We start from the raw sequence: 22,314 nt of genomic DNA on the forward strand, positions 1-22,314 counted from the left end.
CCCATGCCCCATACCGCCACCCGACCTCGGTTGCCACGGATCCAGGCCGCCGACCCGCACGAATCCGAACAAGCCTGGGGCAATGCCCCGCAGTTGCTGGCCGCCCTCAATGCCGCTCATCTGGGGGCGTGGCGCTGGCGCATCGACGAAGGCACTATCAGCTGGTCGCGACGCACCCAGGCCTTGTTCGGTTTCGACCCGGACCTGCCGCTGCCCCAGGACCTGGATTACCTCGACCTTTTGCCTGAAGAAGACCGCCAGCGAACTATCTGCGCTTTTCAAGCGGTGCTGCGCGGCGAGCCGGAAGCCCAGGCCATGCGTCATCGGGTGCGCTGGCCGGACGGCAGCCTGCATTGGCTGGAAATCAACGGCAGCCTGCACACCGACACCGACGGCCGCCCGCAGATGCTCGGCGTGGTCCGCGAGGTCAGCCGTCAGCGAGAGCGGGAGCTGGCTTTGCTGCAGTCCGAGCAACGCTTTGCCAAGCTGTTTCACCTGAGCCCCAACGTGGTGGTGCTGACCCGGCGCAGCGATGGCATGATCATCGAGGTGAACAAGGCCTTCGAAACGCTGTTCGGCTGGCCCGCCGCGCAGATCATCAATCGCACGTCCACCGAGCTGGATCTGTGGCTGGATGACGACCAGCGCCGGCGGATCCTCAAGGCCATCCAGGACAGCCCTGAGCCCTACACCACCGAACTCTCGGTGCGCACGGCCTTTGGCGAAGTGGTTCTGGGCCTGCTATGCACGCAGAACATTGAAATGCAGGGCTGTGCCTACCTGCTCAGTACTTTTACCGACACCTCCCAGCAGCAGCGCGCCGAAGCTGCGCTCAAGGCCAGCGAGGAGAAATTCGCCAAGGCCTTCCATTTCAGCCCCGACGCCATTGTCATCACCGAGCGCGAGAGCGGCCGTTACCTGGAGGTCAACGAGGGTTTCTGCCGCCTGACCGGCTATCAAGCCAGCGAGGTGCTCGGGCGCACGGTCAGCGACATCGACATCTGGCCCGATGTCGGCCAGCGCAACCAGCTGTTGCAAGACCTGCTGGACCATGGCCGCGTGACCCTGCGCGAGATGCTTGGCCGCAACAAACGTGGCGAGATCCTGACCATGGAACTGTCGGTCGAACCCATCACCCTCAACGAAGCGCCTTGCCTGCTGATCACTGCGCGAGACATCAGCCAACTGAAAAACGCCCAGGCGCAGATCCGCCACCTGGCCTACCACGACCCCCTGACCAACCTGCCCAACCGGGCGATGCTGATGGAACGCGTCAGCCAGCAGATCGCCCTGCTCAAACGCAGCGACCTGCGCGGCGCCCTGCTGTTTCTGGACCTGGATCATTTCAAGCACATCAATGACTCCCTCGGCCACCCGGTGGGTGATGCCGTGCTCAAGATCGTCACCGCGCGGCTGGAAGCCAGCGTGCGCCTGGAAGACACTGTGGCGCGCCTGGGTGGTGATGAGTTCGTGGTCTTGCTGACCGGGCTCACGGGCTCGCGCACCGAAGTCGCCGAGCAAGTGCAGGAAGTGGCCGATAACCTGCGTGATCTGCTGGCCGAGCCCATGTCCCTGGATGGTCATCGCCTGCAAGTCACCCCCAGCATCGGTGTGGCGCTGATTCCCGACCACGGCAACAACCCGGCCGACCTGCTCAAACGGGCCGATATTGCCCTTTATCGAGCCAAAGATGCCGGGCGCAATGCCACCCAGCTTTACCACCACACGATGCAAAAGGCCGCCAGCGAACGCCTGCAGATGGAAAACGACCTGCGCCTGGCCCTGGCGCGGGGGGAGATGAGCCTGCATTACCAGCCTCAAGTGGATGCCCGGGAAGACCGCATCGTCGGCGCCGAAGCGCTGTTGCGCTGGCAACATCCGGTTCTGGGCCAGCAGTCTCCCGCGCAGTTCATTCAGGTGCTGGAAGAAAGCGGGATGATTCTCGAAGTGGGCAGCTGGGTTCTCGACGAAGCCTGCGCCGCCTTCGCCCACTTGCTGCGCGATGGTCTGATTGCCGACAACGGTTTCAGCCTGTGCGTGAACATCAGCCCGCGACAGTTCCGCCAGGCCGACTTTGTCGAGCGGGTGCAGCGCAGTCTGAGCCAGGCCAACCTGCCAAACCGCATGCTCAAACTGGAAATCACTGAAGGGATCGTGATCCAGAACGTGGAAGATACCGTCGGCAAGATGCGCGCCTTGCAGCGGGTGGGCGTGAGCTTTGCCATGGATGACTTTGGCACTGGCTATTCGTCCCTGACTTACCTCAAGCGCCTGCCGGTGGATGCGCTGAAGATCGACCAGTCATTCGTGCGCGACGCCACCCACGACCCCAACGACGCTGAAATCATCCGCGCAATCGTCGCCATGGCCCGCAGCCTGGATCTGACGGTGATCGCCGAGGGGGTGGAGCAGTCCCAGCAGCTGGACTTTCTGCAGCGCCTGGGCTGCCATCTGTATCAGGGGTATCTGCACAGCCGGCCGATGCCGTTGGCATTGTTTCGGCAAATGTTGCTGGAGGATCGGTAGGCCCGACCACAAAAAAGGGCGCCACCCAGGCGCCCTTTTTCTAATGCTCGCTTATTGCAATACGGGTTTGTGCTCGCCATCGATCGGAATGCGCTTGGCCTTGGCCTCTTCGGGCACCAGGCGCAGCAGGTCGATGTTCAGCAGGCCGTTGCTCAATCCGGCGGCCTTGACCTCGATGTGGTCGGCCAGGCGGAACGACAACTTGAACGCGCGCTGGGCAATGCCCTGATGCAGGAAGGTCACGCCTTCGGCCTTGGCATCGCGCTTGCCACCGGTCACGGTGAGTACGCCCTTCTCGACGTGCAACTCCAGGTCAGACTCCTGGAAGCCAGCCGCGGCCACCACGATGCGGTACTGGTCATCGCCATGCTTTTCCACGTTGTAGGGTGGGTAGGTGCTGGCGGATTCGTTACGGGCAGCCAGTTCGAACAGGTCATTGAAACGGTCGAAGCCCACGGAACTGCGAAACAGGGGAGCGAGGGAAAATGCACTGGTCATGGTGTAACTCCTGAAAATTCAGCAAGGGTTTGTCTCCGCGACCCGACTTCGGCATCGCGTACAAAAGAGATAGGGACCGTCGAAAAATTTTCAAGCAAGCTCAAGCAAATTTTTTTCAAAGGCGGTCAGGCGACAGCCAACTCATGCATGCCAAGCAACTCACCGACCCTCACACAGTCCTGCTCGCGTCGTAGCAGGGTGAACAGCTCCATCGCCTCGGGGTAGTTGCGGGTCAACATCGATACCCACTGCTTGAGTCGGCCGGGCGCCTGGCGCGGGGTGAGCTGAGCCTCGGCCTGACGCCAGAAATCCTGGATCATCGGCATCAACTCGGCCCAGGTCATCGGCGCCACCTCGGTGCCGGCACGGGCGGCAGCGATCTGCCGGGCCAGGTCCGGGCGCGAGACCAGCCCACGGCCGAGCATGATGTCTTCGGCGCCGCTGATTTCACGGCAACGGCGCCAGTCCTCGACCGTCCAGATCTCGCCGTTGGCGAACACCGGCACCTTGACCACTTCCTGCACCCGCGCCACCCATTCCCAATGAGCCGGCGGCTTATAGCCTTCGACCTTGGTGCGGGCATGCACGACGATCTGCGACGCGCCACCATCGGCCAGGGCGCGGCCGCAGTCGAGGGCGACGTCGGGGCTGTCGAACCCCAGACGCATCTTGGCGGTAACCGGAATATGCGCAGGCACGGCCCTGCGCACCTGCTCGAGAATCCGATGCAGCAAATCCGGTTCCTTGAGCAATACCGCCCCGCCCCGGGATTTGTTCACGGTCTTGGCCGGGCACCCGAAGTTCAAGTCGATCACCGGTGCGCCCAAGGTGCAGGCGAACGCGGCGTTCTCGGCCAGACAACCAGGGTCGGAACCGAGCAGCTGGACGCGCAAGGGCACCCCCGCCGCCGTGCGCGCACCGTGGCGCAACTCCGGGGCAAAGCCGTGAAAGTAGCTGGCCGGCAACAACCGCTCGGTGACCCGGATGAACTCGGTGACGCACCAGTCGATCCCGCTGACACGGGTCAGCACGTCTCGCAGGATGTCGTCGACCAGGCCTTCCATGGGGGCGAGGGCAATTTGCATGGGGTGATTCTCGGTCAAAAAAGGGCGTGATTGTAGCACTCAGCCAATGGCTTGCCCGTATCCATCGACGAACTCCACCGGCATGCGCTTGGGCCGGCCGGTGGATAACTCGATGCAGACAAACGTGGTTTGCGCACGCAGCAGCGTGGTGCCGTCGGCCGGACGAATCAGCTGGAACTGCCGGGTCATCTTCAGGCGCTGGTCCCAGTCGACAATCCAGGTGCCCAGTTGCAGCTCATCCGCCTCGTAGGCGGCCGCCAGGTAGTCGATTTCGTGACGGACCACCGCCATGGCACGATCCAGCCGACGGTATTCCACCAGGTCCAGCCCCAGGCGCTGCGAGTGGCGCCAGGCGCAGCGCTCCAGCCAGGAAACGTAGACAGCGTTGTTGGCATGACCCAGGCCATCAATGTCGTCGGGGCCGACCTGCAGGTCGATGATGAAGGGTGTTGTGCGGTCCCAGTTCATGGCAGCTCGCTCCTTGTGTCAACGAAAGACGGCGGCCAGTTTACAGGAGCCAGAAAAAACAAAAGGCTCATTCAACTAAGCGAATGAGCCTTGAAATCCCGCAGAGCGGGTAAAAGTGGCGTCCCCTAGGGGACTCGAACCCCTGTTACCGCCGTGAAAGGGCGGTGTCCTAGGCCACTAGACGAAGGGGACGCATAACCTTCGAGCCGGCCCGCCTGAAGCGAACCGTGGCAAATTGGTGGAGCTAAACGGGATCGAACCGTTGACCTCTTGCATGCCATGCAAGCGCTCTCCCAGCTGAGCTATAGCCCCGAATTTATCGCCCTGCGGCGGAACAGAGACTTCACTCTCTGTTTCTGTACGACTGGCGTCCCCTAGGGGACTCGAACCCCTGTTACCGCCGTGAAAGGGCGGTGTCCTAGGCCACTAGACGAAGGGGACATACCTTCTACCATTGATCAGTCTGGATCTGATCTGGCTGAAGTCAAACCACGACTTCAAGCCTGGAAATTGGTGGAGCTAAACGGGATCGAACCGTTGACCTCTTGCATGCCATGCAAGCGCTCTCCCAGCTGAGCTATAGCCCCAAACAGTGTGTTGCTGTGTGGACGGGGCGCATATTAAGACTGCCTCCCCGCCCTGTCAAACTTATTTTCTATTTTTTTTAATTTTTTTCGTCGCTAGAACAGCAGCTTAGCGGCGGCCTCAAATTTGCTGGAGCAACTTTTCCCACTCCTTGTTCTCTTTCTTCGACACCCCACCCAGCAGATCCAGGGCCTGGCGCAAGCGGAACCGGGTCAGGTCCGGCCCGAGGATTTCCATGGCGTCGAGCACCGACACCGAGCTGGCGTGACCGGTAATGGCGGCGAACATCAGCGGCATGGCGTCACGCAGCTTGAGGCTCAGGGACTCGACCACGACCTGGATGCAGCCGGTGATGTTGTCCTTCTCCCAGCTGCGCAGGGCTTCGAGCTTCCACAGAATCAGCTGCATCACCTGACGAACCTGATCGGCGGAGAGCTTCTTGTGTTCGAACAACGCCACGTCCGGCTGTACGCCACCCGCGAAGAAAAAGCCGCCCAGCGGTGCGATCTGACTGAAGGTTTCGACCCGGCCCTGCACGTGCGGTGCAATCTTCATCAGGTACTCGGGATTGAATGCCCACTTCTGTACCCGGGTCGCGAACTCCTCGACCGGCAACTCACGCAGCCATTGGCCGTTGAGCCAGGACAGCTTCTCGATATCGAAGATCGGGCCGCCCAGGGAAATGCGCGACAAATCGAAGTGCTCGACCATTTCTGCCAGGGAGAACTTCTCGCGCTCGTCCGGCATCGACCAGCCCATGCGGCCCAGGTAGTTGAGCATTGCCTCGGGCATGAAACCCATGCGCTCGTAGAAGGTCACCGAAGTGGGGTTCTTGCGCTTGGACAGTTTGCTCTTGTCGGGGTTGCGCAGCAGCGGCATGTAGCACAGCTTGGGCAGCTCCCAGCCGAAGTACTCGTAGAGCTTCATCAGTTTGGGCGCCGACGGCAGCCATTCCTCGCCACGCAGCACGTGAGTGATGCCCATGAGGTGGTCGTCCACCACGTTGGCCAGGAAGTAGGTGGGCAGGCCGTCGGTCTTCATGAGTACTTGCATGTCCATGCGGTCCCAAGGGATCTCGACGTCGCCGCGCAGCAGGTCCGGCACCACGCAGATGCCGTCGGCCGGGACCTTCATGCGGATCACATGGGGCTCACCGGCCGCGAGTCGACGCTGCACCTCCTCAGGCGACAGCAGCAGCGCGCGGCCGTCATAACGCGGCGTCTCGCCACGGGCGGTCTGCTCGGCGCGCATCTGGTCCAGCTCTTCAGCGGTGCAGAAGCATGGGAAGGCGTGGCCGAGGTCAACCAGTTGCTGGGCGTATTTGCGATAAATCTCGCCCCGCTCGCTCTGCCGATACGGACCATGGGGGCCGCCAACGTCCGGGCCTTCGCTCCACTCGATACCCAGCCAGCGCAGGGCGTCGAAAATCTGTTGCTCAGACTCGCGGGTCGAGCGCAGTTGATCGGTGTCCTCGATGCGCAGAATGAACTCGCCGCCATGCTGTTTGGCGAAGCAGTAGTTGAACAGGGCGATGTACGCCGTGCCGACATGAGGGTCACCCGTGGGCGATGGCGCGATGCGAGTACGAACGGTGGTCATTGCTGGGTCTCGAGCTGGTGTAAAGGCAAACGGCGATGGTAACAGGGGCGGTGCTCGGACAGAAACTGCGCATTGACTGCGTGACCATCACACCTTCAACAACCGCTCGCGCAGCTTGCCGATCTCGTCGCGCATCTGCGCAGCAGCCTCGAACTCCAGGTCGCGGGCCAGCTGGTACATTTTCTCTTCCAACTGGCGAATGCGCTTGTTGATCTCGCTGGGCGAACGCAGCTCGGCCTCGTACTTGGCGCTTTCCTCCGCGGCCTTGGCCATGCCCTTGCGCTTCTTGCTGCGCGACCCGGGCACGGTGGCGCCTTCCATGATGTCGGCGACATCCTTGATCACCCCTTTGGGGGTGATGCCATGCTCCAGGTTGAAGGCGATCTGTTTGTCGCGACGGCGCTCGGTTTCACTGATGGCCCGCTCCATCGAGCCGGTCATGCGGTCGGCATACAGAATCGCCCGCCCGTTGAGGTTGCGCGCGGCGCGACCGATGGTCTGGATCATCGAGCGTTCGGAACGCAGGAAGCCTTCCTTGTCGGCGTCGAGAATGGCCACCAGCGACACTTCCGGCATGTCCAGGCCTTCGCGCAGCAGGTTGATCCCCACCAGCACATCGAACGCCCCCAGACGCAGGTCGCGGATGATTTCCACCCGCTCCACGGTGTCAATGTCCGAGTGCAGGTAGCGCACCCGCACGTCGTGGTCGGCCAGGTAGTCGGTCAGATCCTCGGCCATGCGCTTGGTCAGCGTGGTGACCAGCACCCGCTCGTCGATGGCAACGTTCTTCTTGATTTCCGACAGCAGATCGTCCACTTGGGTCAGCGCCGGACGAATTTCCACCTGAGGGTCTACCAGGCCAGTGGGACGCACGACCATTTCGATGATGCGACCGGCATGTTCGGCCTCGTAGTTGCCCGGCGTTGCCGAGACGAAAATGGTCTGCGGGCTCACCGATTCCCACTCGTCAAAGCGCATCGGCCGGTTGTCCAACGCCGACGGCAGGCGGAAGCCGTACTCCACCAGTGTTTCCTTGCGCGAGCGGTCGCCTTTGTACATCGCCCCCACTTGAGGAACGCTGACGTGGGACTCGTCGATGACCAGCAAGGCATCCGCCGGCAGGTAATCGTACAGCGTCGGCGGCGGTGCCCCTGCGGGGCGACCCGACAGATACCGCGAGTAGTTTTCGATGCCGTTGCAGTAACCCAGTTCGAGAATCATCTCCAGGTCGAAGCGCGTGCGCTGCTCCAGTCGTTGGGCTTCCACCAGCTTGTTGTTGTCGCGCAGGTAGGTCAGGCGCTCCGCCAGCTCCACCTTGATCCCTTCGATGGCATCCAGCAGGGTTTCCCGTGGCGTCACGTAGTGGCTCTTGGGGTAGAAGGTGAAGCGCGGCAGCTTGCGGATCACCTCACCGGTAAGCGGGTCGAACGCGGCGATATTCTCGACCTCGTCATCGAACAGCTCGATGCGAATGGCTTCCAGGTCCGATTCGGCAGGAAACACATCGATCACGTCACCGCGGACCCGGAAGGTCGCGCGAGCGAAGTCAATCTCGTTGCGGGTGTATTGCAGGTCTGCCAGGCGACGCAACAGGGCGCGTTGATCAAGCTTGTCGCCGCGATCCACGTGCAGCACCATCTTCAGATAGGTTTCCGGGCTGCCGAGACCGTAGATGCACGACACCGTGGTGACGATGATAGCGTCCTTGCGCTCCAGCAGCGCCTTGGTCGCCGACAGGCGCATTTGCTCGATGTGGTCATTGATCGAGGCATCCTTCTCGATGAAGGTGTCCGATGACGGCACGTAGGCTTCGGGCTGGTAGTAATCATAGTAGGAGACAAAATACTCCACGGCGTTGTTCGGAAAGAACGCCTTGAATTCCCCGTACAACTGCGCCGCCAGAGTCTTGTTTGGCGCCAGCACCAGGGTCGGACGTTGCACTTGCGAAATGACGTTGGCGATGCTGAAGGTCTTGCCAGACCCAGTCACCCCAAGCAGCGTCTGGTGCGCCAGGCCTGCCTCGATGCCTTCGACCATCTGGCGAATGGCCTCGGGCTGATCGCCCGCAGGTTCGAAGCGCGTGACAAGCTGGAACTCGGACATGGTGTAACCTCATGGGCGCCGGCAGACCGACGCAGGTGCAAATACTGTATCGATATACATATAAGGGGTCGATGGCCATGTTTCAAGACATGTCCGGCGAATCCCGAAAATTGCGACTACGCTGTTTCGAGTAAAAAAACCGGTGAAACCAGGTGCAACCTGTCGCCGTTTACCGGGACTGTCTTTATACTGACTCCCCGTTTGTGCACCGCTCAGTGCATTGGAATGGAGCGGTGTACCCCATGCACACCTTCATTCAGAGCTACGGTGAAAATGAGCCTGTTCTCCGCTGTCCAATTGGCACCCCGCGATCCGATCCTGGGCCTCAACGAAGCATTCAACACTGACACCCGGACCACCAAGGTCAATCTGGGCGTGGGCGTGTATTGCAACGAAGAGGGGCGAATCCCCCTGTTGCGTGCTGTCGTCGAAGCCGAGACCCAACGCGTGGCCCAGCATGCCGCCCGTGGCTACCTGCCTATCGACGGCATTGTCGCCTACGATCAGGCCGTGCAAAAACTGTTGTTCGGCGCCGACTCGCCGCTGCTGGCCAACGGCCAGGTCATCACTGCGCAGGCCGTCGGTGGTACGGGCGCACTGAAGATCGGCGCCGACTTCCTCAAGCAGCTCAACCCTGACGCGGTTGTCGCCATCAGCGACCCGAGCTGGGAAAACCACCGCGCCCTGTTCGAAACCGCTGGTTTCGAGGTGCGCAACTACCGCTACTATGATGCGACCAGCCACGACGTTAACCGTTCCGGCATGCTCGAAGACCTCGACGCCCTCCCCGCCGGTTCCATCGTCGTGCTGCACGCCTGCTGCCACAATCCTACCGGCGTCGACCTGACCCCGGCTGACTGGGTCAATGTGCTGGAAACCGTCAAGGCCAAAGGCCTGGTGCCTTTTCTCGACATGGCGTACCAGGGCTTCGGCGACGGCATCCACGAAGACGCAGCTGCGGTCCGGCTGTTCGCCGAATCCGGCATGAGTTTCTTCGTCTCCAGCTCGTTCTCCAAGTCCTTCTCGCTGTACGGCGAACGGGTCGGCGCGCTGTCCATCGTCACCCAGTCCCGCGAAGAAGCCACCCGCGTGCTGTCCCAGGTCAAGCGCACCATTCGCACCAACTACTCCAACCCGCCGACCCACGGCGCGATGATCGTGGCCACCGTGCTGGACAACCCGACCCTGCGCGCCCAATGGGAAACGGAACTGGGCGAGATGCGCGAACGCATTCGCGGCATGCGCGAGCAGATGGTCAAGGGCCTGGCCGCACAGGCACCGGAGCACGATTTCAGCTTTGTTGCCCGTCAGCGCGGAATGTTTTCCTACTCGGGGCTCAACGTCGTGCAGGTAGGTCGTCTGCGCAACGAGTTCGGAATCTATGCCTTGGACACCGGGCGGATCTGCGTCGCGGCGTTGAACCAGCGCAACATCGATGCAGTGATCAAGGCGATCGTGGCGGTGCTCTGAACAAGCTGCATAATGGTTTCTGACGGCTTGACTAATCGTTAGTTATCAGTAACATACGCAGCAGATTCCGCGATAGCTCAGTCGGTAGAGCAAATGACTGTTAATCATTGGGTCCCAGGTTCGAGTCCTGGTCGCGGAGCCATATTGAAAACCCCTCACTAGAGGGGTTTTTCGTTTCTGGGGCATGCACGTCGGCGATCAGCCTCCGACCGGCCCGATCGGAAAACACCGGCCACAACTGAACACCCCGATCCACGCCCTCCCCTCGATCTCCAGTTCCACCCCCAACTCCACCAACTGATAAAACACATTGCGATGCACCAACGCCTCCAGATTCCCGCGCACCCGAACGTACGGCGCAGGCTCCTGGGTGACCGGGTCGATTTCGATGCGCAGTGGGTGTTCATCGCCGACTTCGACGACGTCATCGGTCAATGTGGTCATGCGCAGGACCTGCTGGTCGCCCTGTCCTGCGACCTCCATGGTTACCGCCAGAAACGGAGCGTCGTCGACGCTGATGCCGACTTTTTCCACCGGAGTGACCAGGAAATAATCGTCGCCATCACGGCGGATGATGGTGGAAAAGAGTTTGACCATCGCCTTGCGGCCGATGGGCGTGCCCAGGTAGTACCAGGTGCCATCCCGGGCAATGCGCATGTCGATGTTGCCGCAAAAGTCCGGGTTCCACTGGTGCACGGGCGGCAGGCCTTTGGAGGCGGGGATCTGGCCCAGCAGATCGTTTACCTTGCCGCTCATGCGTGCTCCCTTATTGGAAATCCGGCCGATCGGACGAGCCGAGAAGCTGGCGAGCATATTGCCTGAGGGGGGGTTCGAGCAAATCGGCAGGTTTGTGGTCGTGCATCGTCAAGAGACCGCCGCGCATGCGGATGGTGGCGGTGTCGATGAGATAACGGGTGCTGGTTTCGATCAGCATGACCTGAATGACGCCGCTGTCGACGCCCAACCGGTCAATGTGTTCCTGGTCAGACCATTCGTCCGTATTGCCGATGCGGTCATCGGCGCGAGCGAAGCGGCAGTACAGTAAATAATGTGCGCCCTGGGAGCGCGCCTCGCCCAACGCCTGCTCCAGCCCCAATGGACCTCTGGCCCGGCGGACCATGGGGAAATATTCGACGAAGCTGTTGAACGCCTCTTCGGCCACGACATTGGGCCGCGGATAGGCGTTGCCCGGCGGACCGAAGGCGCCCTGACCGATGTAGATGTAGGAATCCGGCTGCAGACGGAAGTTGGTCGAGCGCTGGGTATTGGCATGATCAAGGATGCCGGCGTCGCTCATTTCATCATGCACGACAGAGCCCATGTCGCTGACACTCATGCAACCGCCCAGCGATAACAGCGCCAGCCACAAAACCAGGTTACGCATCATTCCTCCAGGGGCCGGTGACGGAAAACCGGCGAATATCGAGGCAATGCAGGTTCTGCGCCAGAGCGGGGATTCAGCCGCCGATGACTTTCATCACCGTGGCGCCACCCGAAAAAGCCACTTCCTGTTTGTCCGCCAGCGCTCGCACCAGCAAGCGCTGCAAAGCCGGCAACGCTTGATGACGCGGCTGATCGAACAACTCGCCGACCCGATGACGGTTGCTGGAGGACAGGCAGCCGTGTAACCAGCCGGTGGAAGAGAGCCGCAGGCGCGAACAGGTCCGGCAGAAAGGCACGCTTTCATTGGCGATGACGCCGAAGTAGCCCTGGCGCGGAATTTCATAACGCAGCGCGGTGGCATCCACAGGTGCCTCGGCCTGCTGATACGCATAGCGCTCGCCGATCACCGCCAATAATTGCTCCAGACTGATGAACTGCTGACTGAAGGTCTGGCCGTCACGTGCCAGATGCCCCATGCGCATCAATTCGATGAAGCGCAGTTCATAGCCTCGCATCAGGCAGTAATCCAGTAGTGGCAGGACCTGGTCGAGATTCTGCCCACGCAACGGCACCATATTCACTTTGATGCGCAGGCCGGCAGCGGCGGCCTGCTCGATGCCATCGAGCACCGTGGCCAGGTCGCCGCCCCGGGCAATGCCACGAAAGGCGTCGGGGTCCAGAGTGTCGAGGGACACGTTGATACGCTGGATGCCGGCCGCCACCAGCACCGGCAGTTTACGCGCCAGCAACTGGCCGTTGGTGGTCAGGCTGATGTCTTGCAGGTTCAGCGGCTTGACCGCGTCAAGCAAGGCTTCGAGCTTGGGGCTGACCAACGGCTCGCCGCCGGTGATGCGCAACCGCTCGATGCCGGCGGCCTCCACCAGGTAAGCCACGCCACGGGCCATGGCTTCGGCCGAGAGCTCATCCTGGGCCGCGACCAGGCGTTTGCCGTCGGGCACGCAGTAGGTACAGGCGTAGTTGCAGGCGGACGTCAGGCTTACGCGCAGGTTGCGAAAGCGCCGGCCTTGGCGGTCGACGATCATGATGGCTCCAGCTGAGTGAGGTCGGGCGGGAGTAAGTTGACTAAAAAGTCAGGAATTTGCAAGGGCCTTTGGGCTACCCGCTGGAGCATGCCGGCCGGACATGCTCCAGCGGGTGAAAAAATCAGGCGGCCGGATCAGGCTCTCGCTTGCGCTTGTTGCCCATGCGCACGCCAATGTCCATCAGGAACTGGAAGAAGCCTTCCTGATCTTCCAGGACATTGCTCCAGAATGGCGAGTGGTACAGCGCCACCGCGCCATGCACCAACGCCCAGGACGCGCAGTAGTGGAAATAAGGCGGCACGTCTTCCAGCTTGCCCTCTTCGATCCGCCCCTTGATCAAGGAGGTCAGGCGCTCGAAATTCGAGGCGCGGATCTTGTGCAGCTCTTCGACCATCTCCGGCACCTGCTGACCCTTGACCACTTTCTCTTCAAGACGGTCGAACAGCCGATAGCGCTGGGGATCACGCATGCGGAACTCGAAATAGGCCCGGGACAGGGCTTCCTTGTCACGGTCGATGTCGGCAGAGTGAAGCAGTTCGTTCAAATCGCGCTCATAGTCGAGCATCAGGCGCAGGTAGATCTCGGCCTTGGACTTGAAGTGCTTGTAGATGGTGCCTTTGCCGATACCGACCGCATCGGCGATCATTTCGACCGTGACACTGTCTTCGCCCTGCTCCAGAAACAGCTTGAGTGCAGTGTCGAGAATTTCTTGTTCTCGGCGACGAAACTCACGGACCTTACGAGGTTCTTTGTGCATATGAATGAATGACTGGGTCAAAATCGAAGCCCGGTATTATGCCTAACTTGCGACAAAATGCACGGATCATCCGACCATGACACTGTTTCTAGATGAATTTCCCCAAACCCCGGGACTCTGCTATCTGAACCACGCGGCCGTGGCGCCCTGGCCCAAGCGGGCCGCCGAAGCGGTGCGCCGCTTCGCTGATGAGAACGTCAGCCGAGGCGCTCGGGACTACCCGCAGTGGATGCTGGTGGAACAACGACTGCGCGAACGCCTGACGCGCCTGCTGAATGCACCTTCGACCGACGACATCGCCTTGGTCAAAAATACATCGGAAGCGCTTTCATTCGTCGCATCGGGACTGACCTGGCAGGCGGGCGACGACATCGTCATCAGCGACGAAGAATTTCCTTCCAATCGCATCGTCTGGGAGGCACTGGCCAGCCAAGGTGTGACCTTGACCAAGGTCAGCCTGCTGGGCGATGACCCGGAAGCCGCATTACTGGCGGCCTGCACGCCCCGTACGCGGTTGATGTCGGTCAGCGCCGTGCAATTTGCCAGCGGCCTGCGCCTGGATCTGGCTCGGCTGGGCCAAGGCTGTCGGGAGCGCGCGGTGCTGTTCTGCATCGACGCCATCCAGCAGCTGGGGGCGCTGCCCTTCGATGTACAGGCCTATGATTGCGATTTTGCCATGGCCGACGGCCATAAATGGCTGCTGGGTCCGGAAGGTCTCGGGGTGTTCTACTGCCGGGCCGACCTGCGACCCCAACTCAAGCTGACAGAGTACGGCTGGCACATGGTCGAACGGGTGGGCGATTACAGCCGCGAGGAGTGGCAACCGGCCGTCAGCGCTCGCCGCTTCGAATGCGGCAGCCCCAACGTGCTCGGCTGCATGGCTCTTGAGGCCAGCCTGTCGTTACTGGAGGAAGTGGGCATGGAGAAAGTGGGTCGCCTCATCGACGAACGGGTACAGTGGCTGCGCGATGGGCTGATGCAAATCCCTGGCGTGCGTCTGCAAAGTCCGGCCCAATCGGAGCGTCGAGCGGGCATTGTGTCGTTCACGATCAGCGGCAAAGACAATGGCGACGTGTGGCAAGCGCTGATGCGACGACAGGTCGTGTGCATCCCCCGTGGCCCGGGTGTGCGCTTTTCGCCGCACTTCTATACACCACGTCAGGTGATCGACGAAACTTTGCGCGTCGTCGCCGAGGTGGCGCAGCAATGAGTACTCAGCAGCCTGCCACGTATTCCAAATTTGTTTAAAAAACACCCAATACTGGCTGGAATAGTCCGCGCACTGATCAATACTTGAGCAGTCGGCACGTCATACCCCCCAAGTGACGCGGCCGATAAAGGTGTCAACGGACCGTGCACCTTTGTATTACTCCTAATGGTCTTAACCCGGATTCACCCCCCAGAACCCGGGTTTTTTTTGCCCGCCATTTCTCGCTGCTCAGGCCTGACGAACACCGGCCAACGGGAACAGACGACGGAAGTTGGCCGTGGTTTGTTCGGCAAACGCCTCGTAGGGCTGGCCGCGCAGCATGGCCAGGTATTCGGCCACGTCACGGACGTATTCCGGCAGGTTGGGCTTGCCGCGATGGGGAATAGGCGCCAGGTAGGGTGAATCGGTTTCCACCAGCAGGCGATCGGCCGGCACCTGCCGGGCCACGTCGCGCAAGGCCTCGGCGTTGCGGAAGGTGACTATGCCGGACAGCGAGATATAGAAACCCAGGTCCAGTGCCGCGCGGGCCATGTCCCAGTCTTCGGTGAAACAGTGCAGCACGCCGCCCTGAGGCAGCTGAGCAGCTCGCAGCAGGTCCAGGGTGTCGCGGCGAGCGGCACGGGTGTGCACGATTACCGGTTTGCCGGTGACAGCGGCTGCCTGCAGGTGCAGTTCGAAAGACGCGCGCTGCAGCTCTGCGGTCTCGGGCTCGTAATGATAGTCCAGGCCCGTTTCGCCGATGGCCACCACCTTGGGGTGGTCCAGCTCACCCAATAGCCAGTCCAGCGCCGGCAATGGGCCGGGGCTGACGTCCAGCGGGTGAATGCCCACAGAACAATCAACATCATCGTAGCGATTGGCGAGGTCGCGTACCGCCGCCGCATTATCGGCGCTGACGCCAATGCACAGAAAATGGCCGACGCCGCGGGACCGTGCCGCCGCCAGCGCCGCATCGAGCGAGCCGTCATGGTGCGCCAGGTCCAGGCGATCGAGGTGGCAATGGGAATCTACAAGCATGGGATGGGCTTACATCGTGTGAGTGGGACGATCGGACTTCAGAGCGCCCGCCAGATAGGTTTCGATCTTGTTGCGCGCAGTGTTGTCACCGTCGTTGAACTGCACACCGACTCCGGCCGCACGGTTGCCCTGAGCGCCCTTGGGGGTGATCCAGGCGACTTTGCCGGCCACCGGAATCTTCTCCGGCTCATCCATCAGGTTGAGCAGCATGAACAGCTCATCGCCCAACTTGTAGCTTTTGTTGGTCGGTATGAACAGGCCACCGTTCTTGATGAAGGGCATGTACGCCGCGTAGAGCACGGCCTTGTCCTTGATGGTCAGGGACAAGATACCGTTGCGGGGGCCGGGACCTGGGGGAGTAGCTGGCTGATTCATTCCATTTCCTTGACTACGACCGGTCGCGCAAACATACGCTCAATACAATGCACCTTTCAGCCCTGACCGGGCAAGGCCGCCCAGGACACCAAGAGTGCCTCGAGCAGCAAGACACGGTTGAGGTTGGCCTTGGACAGAACTTTCTGGCGCTGCGCCAGAATCCAGTCCTGGAGGCTGAGCACCTTGCTTTGCGAGGCCTTCTGCGCCAGATACTGCAACACCTTGTGCATATCGCTCAAGCCTAATCCGTCTTCATCCTGCGTCAACTGATAGCGCAGGATCAGGCTGGACCAGTCGCAGAACCAATCGAACAGGAGCAGCAGTGGCAGGGCATTCCACGCCTCGGCCAGCTGGGTCGGGGTCTGCTGCTGTTTGAGCAGCTTCTTGACCCCCTCGACCACCAGCACGCGCTGCTCCAACACCCCTTGGCCATTGAGCTTGAGCGCCGTCAACGGCGATCCGGCAGCCAGCGTCAGCAATTCGCCCCGCTGCTCGGGCGTGCTGGCGGGCAGCGCCTGGGCCAGCCAATCGGCGCTCATCTGCGCACTGGGCAGCGGGCAGGCCTGTTGCACGCAGCGGCTCTTGACGGTCGGCAGCAAGCGGCTGGGCTGGTGGCTGACCAGCAACAGCACGGTGTTGCCGTTCGGCTCCTCCAGACTCTTGAGCAGGGCGTTGGCAGCGTTGAGGTTCATGGCCTCCACCGGCTCGATCAGCACCACCTTGCGCCCGCCCATCTGGGCGGTCTGCACGATAAAGCTGACCAGATCACGAACCTGGTCGACCTTGATCGCCTTGTCCTCTTCCTCGGGCTCGAGGATGTAATTGTCCGGGTGGCTGCCGGCCGCCAGCAGCAGGCAGGACTTGCACTGACCGCATGCCTGTTGGCCCGGTCGCTGACACAGCAGCAATGCCATCAGCCGCTCTGCCAGCGCGCGCTTGCCGATGCCCCGGGGCCCGTGCAGCAAGTAGGCATGGGCGTGCTGGGTGCGTCCGGCCAGTTGCTGCCAGAGCCCGCCCTGCCACGGGTAGGCTTCAGCCACGGCTGCAGCGCTCCAGCAGTTCGGGGAACAGGCCGTCCAGCTGGTGCTGGACCTGTTCAAGGCTTTGCGCCGCATCGACCAGGCGATAGCGTTGTGGCTCGGCCGCCGCCCTTTGCAGATAGGTGGTGCGCACGGCGTCGAAGAAGCCCCTGCCCTCTTGCTCGAAACGGTCCAGGCGGCCGCGGGCGACGGCGCGGGCCAGACCAATCTCCACCGGCAGGTCGAAGACCAGGGTCAGGTCCGGACGCAGCTCGCCCTGGACGAATTGTTCCAGCTGGGCGATGCGTGGCTGGGACAGGCCGCGGCCGCCGCCCTGGTAGGCATAAGTCGCATCGGTGAACCGATCACACAGCACCACCGCGCCCCGCGCCAGCGCCGGGCGGATGACCTCGGCCAGGTGCTGCGCCCGTGCGGCAAACACCAGCAACAGCTCGGTGTCGGCATGCATCGCTTCATCGCTCGGTGCCAGCAGCAGCTCGCGGATGCGCTCGGCCAGTGGGGTACCGCCCGGCTCGCGCGTCAGCACGACGTCGATACCGGCCTGACGCAGCTGGTCGGCCAGGTATTCGCGATTGGTGGTCTTGCCGGCGCCTTCCGGGCCTTCGAGGGTGATAAACAAGCCGCTCACAGGCAGTCCTTATGGTTTGTCCGAAGAAGATGTGTCGGTGGTCGCAGGTATCACAGGCGTGGGCGCCGGTTCCACCGGAACGGCGTCCTTGACAGGTGCCGGTGAAGCGGGTGCCTCGGTGGCCGTGGGGGCCACCGGCGCCGGGCTTGATCGGTAATCGGCGCTGCGTTTGAGCTGGAACTTGCGCACCGCCGTGTTATGCGCCGCCAGGTCATCGGAGAACTCATGACTGCCGTCACCACGGGCGACAAAATACAGGCTGCTGCCCGCCACCGGGTTCAGCGCGGCGTGAATGGCTTCACGCCCGACCATCGCGATGGGCGTGGGCGGCAGCCCGGCAATCACGTAGGTGTTGTACGGTGTAGCTTCACGCAAGTCGGCTCGGGAAACCTTGCCCGTGTAGCGCTCGCCCATGCCGTAGATCACGGTGGGATCGGTCTGCAACAGCATGCCGGTCTGCAGGCGTCGCACGAATACGCCAGCAATCTCGCCACGCTCCTGGGGCACGCCGGTTTCCTTTTCTACCAGCGAAGCCATGATCAGCGCGTGATAGGCATCGGCATAGGGCGCGTCCGGCGAACGCTCGGCCCACTCCTTGGCGAGCACGTCGTCGAGACGATTGTAGGCCTGGGTCAACAATTCCTCGTCGGTCATGCCCCGCACGTACTTGTAGGTGTCGGGAAAAAACCGCCCTTCGGGAAATTCGCCGGCATGGCCGAGTCTGGTCATGACCTCGGCATCGCTCAGCCCGGCGAGGGTCTGCTTGAGCTTTTCCTGCTTGGCCAGTGCGGCGCGCACCTGACGGAAATTCCAGCCTTCCACCAGGGTCAGGCTGTACTGCACCACTTCACCGCGCTGCCACAGACCAAACAGGTCTTCCATGGTCATCCCGGGGGTCATGCGGTATTCGCCCGCATGCAGCGCCTGGCCGGCACGATTGAAGCGCCAGTAGACCCGCAGCCAGAAGGCGTCGCTGATCAGGCCCTCGTCCTGCATGCGGATAAAGGTGCCGATCGGCGTGGCCCGGGCGGGCACGTCGAGCAATTGTTCTTCGGTGATACGCAACGGTTGGTGCACCGCCGAGTGCAGCTTCCACGCAGCGAAGCCTGTCAGCAGGCCCGCCAGGAGCACCATGGCACCCAGCACCTGCAAAATTCTACGTCTCAAGTTCAGGCATCCAATAGCGAGCGAGCAATGGCCTGCAGTTTACGGGTCACTGGTCCTGCCGGCCAGTTCAGTGCTGCAAAAGCCTGTACCGGCCAGACGCCATAAACGCTATTACAGACAAACACTTCATCGGCCTGTGCCAGGTCGTCCAGGCGCAGATCACCGATCCAGACGGGAATACCGGCGCGCTCGGCTTGCGCCAGCAACTCACTGCGCATAACGCCGGCGACGCCGCTGCGGCTCAGGTCCGGGGTCAGCAACCGACCGTCGCGTACCAGGAACAGATTGCTGAACACCCCTTCCACCAAACGCCCGGCAGTGTCCAGCATCAGCCCTTCGGCAAAGGTCGAATCCTGCCATTCAGCGCGGGCCAGTACTTGCTCAAGGCGATTGAGATGTTTCAAGCCGGCCAGCATGGGCTGTTCAGCCAGGCGCGTGGCGCAAGGAAACATCTTGATGCCATGTTCGGCATGGACGACAGGATAAGCCGCAGGCGGGCTCGCTTGCAGGATACGCATCGCAGGTCGACCCGGATCCGCGGCGTAACCCCGTTGACTATCGCCCCGCACCAGCATGAGCTTGAGCACGCCCTCGCCCATCGCGGCCGCGTAGCGCGTGACTTCGGTCAGGATCAGTGTGGCGTCATGGCCCAGCGCCAGGCGCTGGCATCCCACAGCCAGACGCTGCAGATGCCGCTCCAGCAAGACGGCGCGGCCGTTGTGTACGGCGATGGTCTCGAACAGACCATCGCCGTAGGCCAAGCCGCGATTGCGCAGGCCGACCGAGTCAGCCGGCAGCCCGTCGAGCCATGCCTCCATCAGTCGGCAAACCGACGGAACACCAGCGAACCGTTGGTCCCGCCAAAGCCGAAGGAGTTGGACAGCACCACATCGATGGGCATGCTGCGGGCCACATGGGGCACGAAGTCCAGGTCGCAACCTTCGTCCGGCTCATCCAGGTTGATGGTCGGTGGTGCCATCTGGCTGTTGATTGCCAGCACGCTGAAAATCGCTTCCACAGCACCGGCAGCGCCCAGCAGGTGGCCGGTCATCGACTTGGTGGAGCTAACCGCTACACGGTAGGCATGTTCGCCGAAGACGGTCTTGATGGCCGAGACTTCGGCCATGTCGCCGGCCGAGGTCGACGTACCGTGGGCGTTGATGTATTGCACTTCGTCCGGGCGAATCGCCGCATCGCGCAAGGCATTGGCCATGCAACGTGCAGCGCCGGCACCGTCTTCGGGCGGTGACGTCATGTGGAAGGCATCGCCGCTGGTGCCAAACCCGATCAGCTCGGCATAGATGGTCGCGCCACGGGCCTTGGCATGCTCGAGTTCTTCGAGCACCAGCGCACCGGCACCGTCGGACAGCACGAAGCCATCACGGCCTTTGTCCCACGGACGGCTGGCGCGAGTGGGCTCATCGTTACGGGTCGACAGGGCGCGGGAGGCACCGAAGCCACCCATGCCCAGGCCGCAGGCCGCCATCTCGGCGCCCCCGGCAATCATCACGTCGGCTTCGCCGTAAGCGATGTTGCGCGCGGCCATGCCGATGCAGTGCGTACCGGTGGTGCACGCGGTGGCGATGGCGTAATTGGGACCCTGTACACCCAGATGGATCGACAGGAATCCGGAAATCATGTTGATGATCGATCCGGGTACGAAAAACGGCGAAATCTTTCGCGGGCCTTCATCGTGGAGCGTGCGACTGGTTTCTTCGATATTGGTCAGACCGCCAATACCCGAACCCATGGCCACGCCAATGCGCTCACGGTTGGCGTCGGTCACTTCCAGGCCGGAATTGCGCACCGCCTGAAAACCGGCTGCCAGGCCGTATTGAATGAACAAGTCGAGCCGGCGGGCTTCTTTGACCGACAGGTATTCCTCGACGTTGAAGCCTTTGACCGAGCCGCCAAAACGGGTGGAATAGGCCGACAGATCGGTATGCTCGATCGGACCGATGCCACTGCGGCCAGCCAGAATGGCCTGCCACGTGCTTGGCACATCGGTGCCCAGTGGCGACAACATACCCATACCAGTGACCACGACGCGTCTACGCGACACAGCACTCTCCTTATTCTATGAAATACACCGTGCCGCTCGTTTGAAAGAAAAAACCGCACGCCAGCAATGGCAGTGCGGTTTTTCCATGACAAGAGGCTACGATTACAGAATGTTACGCCTGGTGGGCAGTAACGTAATCGATAGCGGCTTGTACAGTCGTGATCTTCTCGGCTTCTTCGTCAGGAATCTCGGTCTCGAATTCCTCTTCCAGAGCCATCACCAGCTCAACGGTGTCAAGCGAGTCGGCACCCAGATCTTCAACGAACGAAGCAGTGTTGACCACTTCTTCTTCTTTCACGCCCAGTTGCTCGGCAACGATTTTCTTGACGCGTTCTTCGATGGTGCTCATACCTTGTTTTCACTCCTAATGGACATAGTCAGGCAGCTGGCCGGTGTGCAAGTTTATAGAAAGGCCCCCGCTTTTCAAGCCGAAAGCGCATTCCATGTGTGACACCCACCCGCCGCCCCGAATTTGGATGCAGCTTTATAACGGATTTTCGAACAGCTCGTGTGACATTTTTTTCAAGTCGGACGCCACATCCGCCTTACATATACATGCCACCGTTGACAGGGATTGTAGCCCCTGTGACGTAGCCTGCACCTTCCGAGGCCAGGAAAGCGACCACTTGCGCGATCTCGTCAGCCTGCCCCAGACGCCCCAGCGGGATCTGCGTCAGCAGGGCTTCGCGCTGCGCTTCAGGCAGCTCGCGGGTCATGTCGGTGTCAATGAAGCCCGGTGCCACCGAGTTGACGGTCACACCGCGCACGCCGACTTCACGGGCCAGCGCACGGCCAAAACCTTCGAGGCCGGCCTTGGCGGCGGCATAGTTGACCTGCCCGCCGTTACCCATGGCACCGACTACCGAACCGATGTTGATGATCCGGCCCCAGCGCGCCTTGGTCATGCCGCGCAGAACGCCCTTGGACAGACGGAAAAGGCTGTTGAGGTTGGTGTCGATGACGTCGGTCCACTCATCGTCTTTCATACGCATCATCAGATTATCGCGGGTGATGCCGGCATTATTGACCAGAATCGCCGGCGCGCCGAATTGCGTCTGAATCGCTGCCAGGGCCGCAGCCACGGACGCTTCGTCACACACATTGAGCTCAAGCCCGGTGCCAGTGACGCCGTGCTCCTTGAGGGTCGTCGCGATGCGCTCGGCACCCGAGGCCGAGGTGGCGGTGCCGATGACCGTGGCGCCAAGACGACCGAGTTCCAGGGCGATCGCCTGGCCGATGCCACGGCTGGCGCCGGTGACCAGTGCTACTTTGCCTTGCAGACTCATGCAGGCTCTCCT

Annotated in this window: 21 protein-coding genes and 5 tRNA genes; 4 read left to right on the plus strand and 22 right to left on the minus strand. The window is 61.7% G+C overall.

The features are described from left to right. The first annotated feature begins 3 nt into the window (after positions 1 to 3). On the plus strand, positions 4 to 2,526 hold the full coding sequence (locus tag HB675_RS05915) for an EAL domain-containing protein (protein ID WP_213876640.1): 2,523 nt from the start codon (positions 4 to 6) through the stop codon (positions 2,524 to 2,526). 51 nt (positions 2,527 to 2,577) lie between these two features. On the opposite strand, the gene HB675_RS05920 is transcribed toward HB675_RS05915, so the two are convergent. The 9 genes from HB675_RS05920 to uvrB all read right to left on the minus strand — a co-directional run bounded on the left by HB675_RS05920 (position 2,578) and on the right by uvrB (position 8,864). Further along, positions 2,578 to 3,024, minus strand: coding sequence for an Hsp20 family protein (locus HB675_RS05920; RefSeq protein ID WP_213876642.1), 447 nt, complete (start codon positions 3,022 to 3,024; stop codon positions 2,578 to 2,580). A 125-nt stretch (positions 3,025 to 3,149) separates the two neighbouring features. Then, positions 3,150 to 4,109, minus strand: a complete 960-nt coding sequence (locus HB675_RS05925; protein ID WP_213876644.1) for a tRNA-dihydrouridine synthase — start codon at positions 4,107 to 4,109, stop codon at positions 3,150 to 3,152. 39 nt (positions 4,110 to 4,148) lie between these two features. Further along, entirely contained in the window at positions 4,149 to 4,577 is a 429-nt protein-coding gene (locus HB675_RS05930; protein WP_213876646.1) for a thioesterase family protein, read from the minus strand. A gap of 116 nt (positions 4,578 to 4,693) precedes the next feature. Beyond that, positions 4,694 to 4,769, minus strand: a tRNA-Glu gene (locus HB675_RS05935). A gap of 44 nt (positions 4,770 to 4,813) precedes the next feature. After that, positions 4,814 to 4,889 (minus strand) — tRNA-Ala (locus tag HB675_RS05940). A gap of 53 nt (positions 4,890 to 4,942) precedes the next feature. Beyond that, a tRNA-Glu gene (locus HB675_RS05945) sits at positions 4,943 to 5,018 on the minus strand. 70 nt (positions 5,019 to 5,088) lie between these two features. Next, positions 5,089 to 5,164 (minus strand) — tRNA-Ala (locus tag HB675_RS05950). 118 nt (positions 5,165 to 5,282) lie between these two features. Then, entirely contained in the window at positions 5,283 to 6,761 is a 1,479-nt protein-coding gene (gene gltX, locus HB675_RS05955; RefSeq protein WP_213876648.1) for a glutamate--tRNA ligase, read from the minus strand. Positions 6,762 to 6,848: 87 nt separating this feature from the next. Further along, a complete protein-coding gene (gene uvrB / locus HB675_RS05960) occupies positions 6,849 to 8,864 on the minus strand; it encodes an excinuclease ABC subunit UvrB (RefSeq protein WP_213876651.1) in 2,016 nt (671 codons plus the stop codon). Positions 8,865 to 9,137: 273 nt separating this feature from the next. Between uvrB and HB675_RS05965 the strand changes: the two genes are divergently transcribed. Together HB675_RS05965 and HB675_RS05970 are read left to right on the plus strand one after the other, a co-directional pair. After that, positions 9,138 to 10,334, plus strand: coding sequence for an amino acid aminotransferase (locus HB675_RS05965; RefSeq protein ID WP_213876653.1), 1,197 nt, complete (start codon positions 9,138 to 9,140; stop codon positions 10,332 to 10,334). Between the two features lie 66 nt (positions 10,335 to 10,400). Next, positions 10,401 to 10,476, plus strand: a tRNA-Asn gene (locus HB675_RS05970). A 56-nt stretch (positions 10,477 to 10,532) separates the two neighbouring features. On the opposite strand, the gene HB675_RS05975 is transcribed toward HB675_RS05970, so the two are convergent. The 4 genes from HB675_RS05975 to HB675_RS05990 form a co-directional block, all read right to left on the minus strand. After that, a complete protein-coding gene (locus HB675_RS05975; protein WP_213876655.1) occupies positions 10,533 to 11,090 on the minus strand; it encodes a DUF1285 domain-containing protein in 558 nt (185 codons plus the stop codon). 10 nt (positions 11,091 to 11,100) lie between these two features. Next, entirely contained in the window at positions 11,101 to 11,718 is a 618-nt protein-coding gene (locus HB675_RS05980; RefSeq protein ID WP_213876657.1) for a DUF4823 domain-containing protein, read from the minus strand. A 73-nt stretch (positions 11,719 to 11,791) separates the two neighbouring features. Beyond that, a complete protein-coding gene (locus tag HB675_RS05985) occupies positions 11,792 to 12,760 on the minus strand; it encodes a radical SAM protein (protein ID WP_213876659.1) in 969 nt (322 codons plus the stop codon). A gap of 121 nt (positions 12,761 to 12,881) precedes the next feature. Further along, positions 12,882 to 13,517 (minus strand): TetR/AcrR family transcriptional regulator, encoded by a 636-nt coding sequence (locus HB675_RS05990; RefSeq protein ID WP_213876661.1) that lies wholly within the window; start codon positions 13,515 to 13,517, stop codon positions 12,882 to 12,884. 76 nt (positions 13,518 to 13,593) lie between these two features. Here HB675_RS05990 and HB675_RS05995 point away from each other — a divergent pair, with 76 nt between their 5' ends. After that, positions 13,594 to 14,727 (plus strand): aminotransferase class V-fold PLP-dependent enzyme, encoded by a 1,134-nt coding sequence (locus HB675_RS05995; RefSeq protein WP_213876663.1) that lies wholly within the window; start codon positions 13,594 to 13,596, stop codon positions 14,725 to 14,727. Positions 14,728 to 14,955: 228 nt separating this feature from the next. Here the strand turns inward: HB675_RS05995 and HB675_RS06000 are convergent, their stop codons facing one another. The 9 genes from HB675_RS06000 to fabG form a co-directional block, all read right to left on the minus strand. Next, on the minus strand, positions 14,956 to 15,744 hold the full coding sequence (locus tag HB675_RS06000; protein ID WP_213876665.1) for a TatD family hydrolase: 789 nt from the start codon (positions 15,742 to 15,744) through the stop codon (positions 14,956 to 14,958). Between the two features lie 9 nt (positions 15,745 to 15,753). Continuing rightward, positions 15,754 to 16,119 carry a PilZ domain-containing protein gene (locus HB675_RS06005; RefSeq protein ID WP_213876666.1) on the minus strand — a complete coding sequence of 122 codons (366 nt, stop codon included), beginning with the start codon at positions 16,117 to 16,119 and terminating at the stop codon, positions 15,754 to 15,756. Between the two features lie 56 nt (positions 16,120 to 16,175). Beyond that, positions 16,176 to 17,159 (minus strand): DNA polymerase III subunit delta', encoded by a 984-nt coding sequence (locus HB675_RS06010; RefSeq protein ID WP_213876668.1) that lies wholly within the window; start codon positions 17,157 to 17,159, stop codon positions 16,176 to 16,178. Next, on the minus strand, positions 17,152 to 17,787 hold the full coding sequence (tmk, locus tag HB675_RS06015) for a dTMP kinase (protein ID WP_213876670.1): 636 nt from the start codon (positions 17,785 to 17,787) through the stop codon (positions 17,152 to 17,154). The genes HB675_RS06010 and tmk overlap by 8 nt, the downstream gene beginning before the upstream one ends. 9 nt (positions 17,788 to 17,796) lie before the next feature. Continuing rightward, complete coding sequence (gene mltG, locus HB675_RS06020; protein WP_213876672.1) at positions 17,797 to 18,954, minus strand: endolytic transglycosylase MltG; 1,158 nt, start codon at positions 18,952 to 18,954, stop codon at positions 17,797 to 17,799. Between the two features lie 2 nt (positions 18,955 to 18,956). Further along, positions 18,957 to 19,772: an aminodeoxychorismate lyase gene (gene pabC, locus HB675_RS06025; protein ID WP_213876674.1), complete on the minus strand. Its 816-nt coding sequence runs from the start codon at positions 19,770 to 19,772 to the stop codon at positions 18,957 to 18,959. Continuing rightward, positions 19,772 to 21,016 (minus strand): beta-ketoacyl-ACP synthase II, encoded by a 1,245-nt coding sequence (gene fabF / locus HB675_RS06030; protein WP_213876676.1) that lies wholly within the window; start codon positions 21,014 to 21,016, stop codon positions 19,772 to 19,774. The genes pabC and fabF overlap by 1 nt, the downstream gene beginning before the upstream one ends. Positions 21,017 to 21,128: 112 nt before the next feature. Further along, positions 21,129 to 21,365, minus strand: a complete 237-nt coding sequence (gene acpP, locus HB675_RS06035; RefSeq protein ID WP_007987170.1) for an acyl carrier protein — start codon at positions 21,363 to 21,365, stop codon at positions 21,129 to 21,131. Positions 21,366 to 21,561: 196 nt separating this feature from the next. Then, positions 21,562 to 22,302: a 3-oxoacyl-ACP reductase FabG gene (fabG, locus tag HB675_RS06040; RefSeq protein ID WP_213876678.1), complete on the minus strand. Its 741-nt coding sequence runs from the start codon at positions 22,300 to 22,302 to the stop codon at positions 21,562 to 21,564. Positions 22,303 to 22,314 lie beyond the last annotated feature (12 nt).

The organism is Pseudomonas sp. dw_358, from assembly GCF_018449655.1.
Lineage (GTDB): Bacteria > Pseudomonadota > Gammaproteobacteria > Pseudomonadales > Pseudomonadaceae > Aquipseudomonas.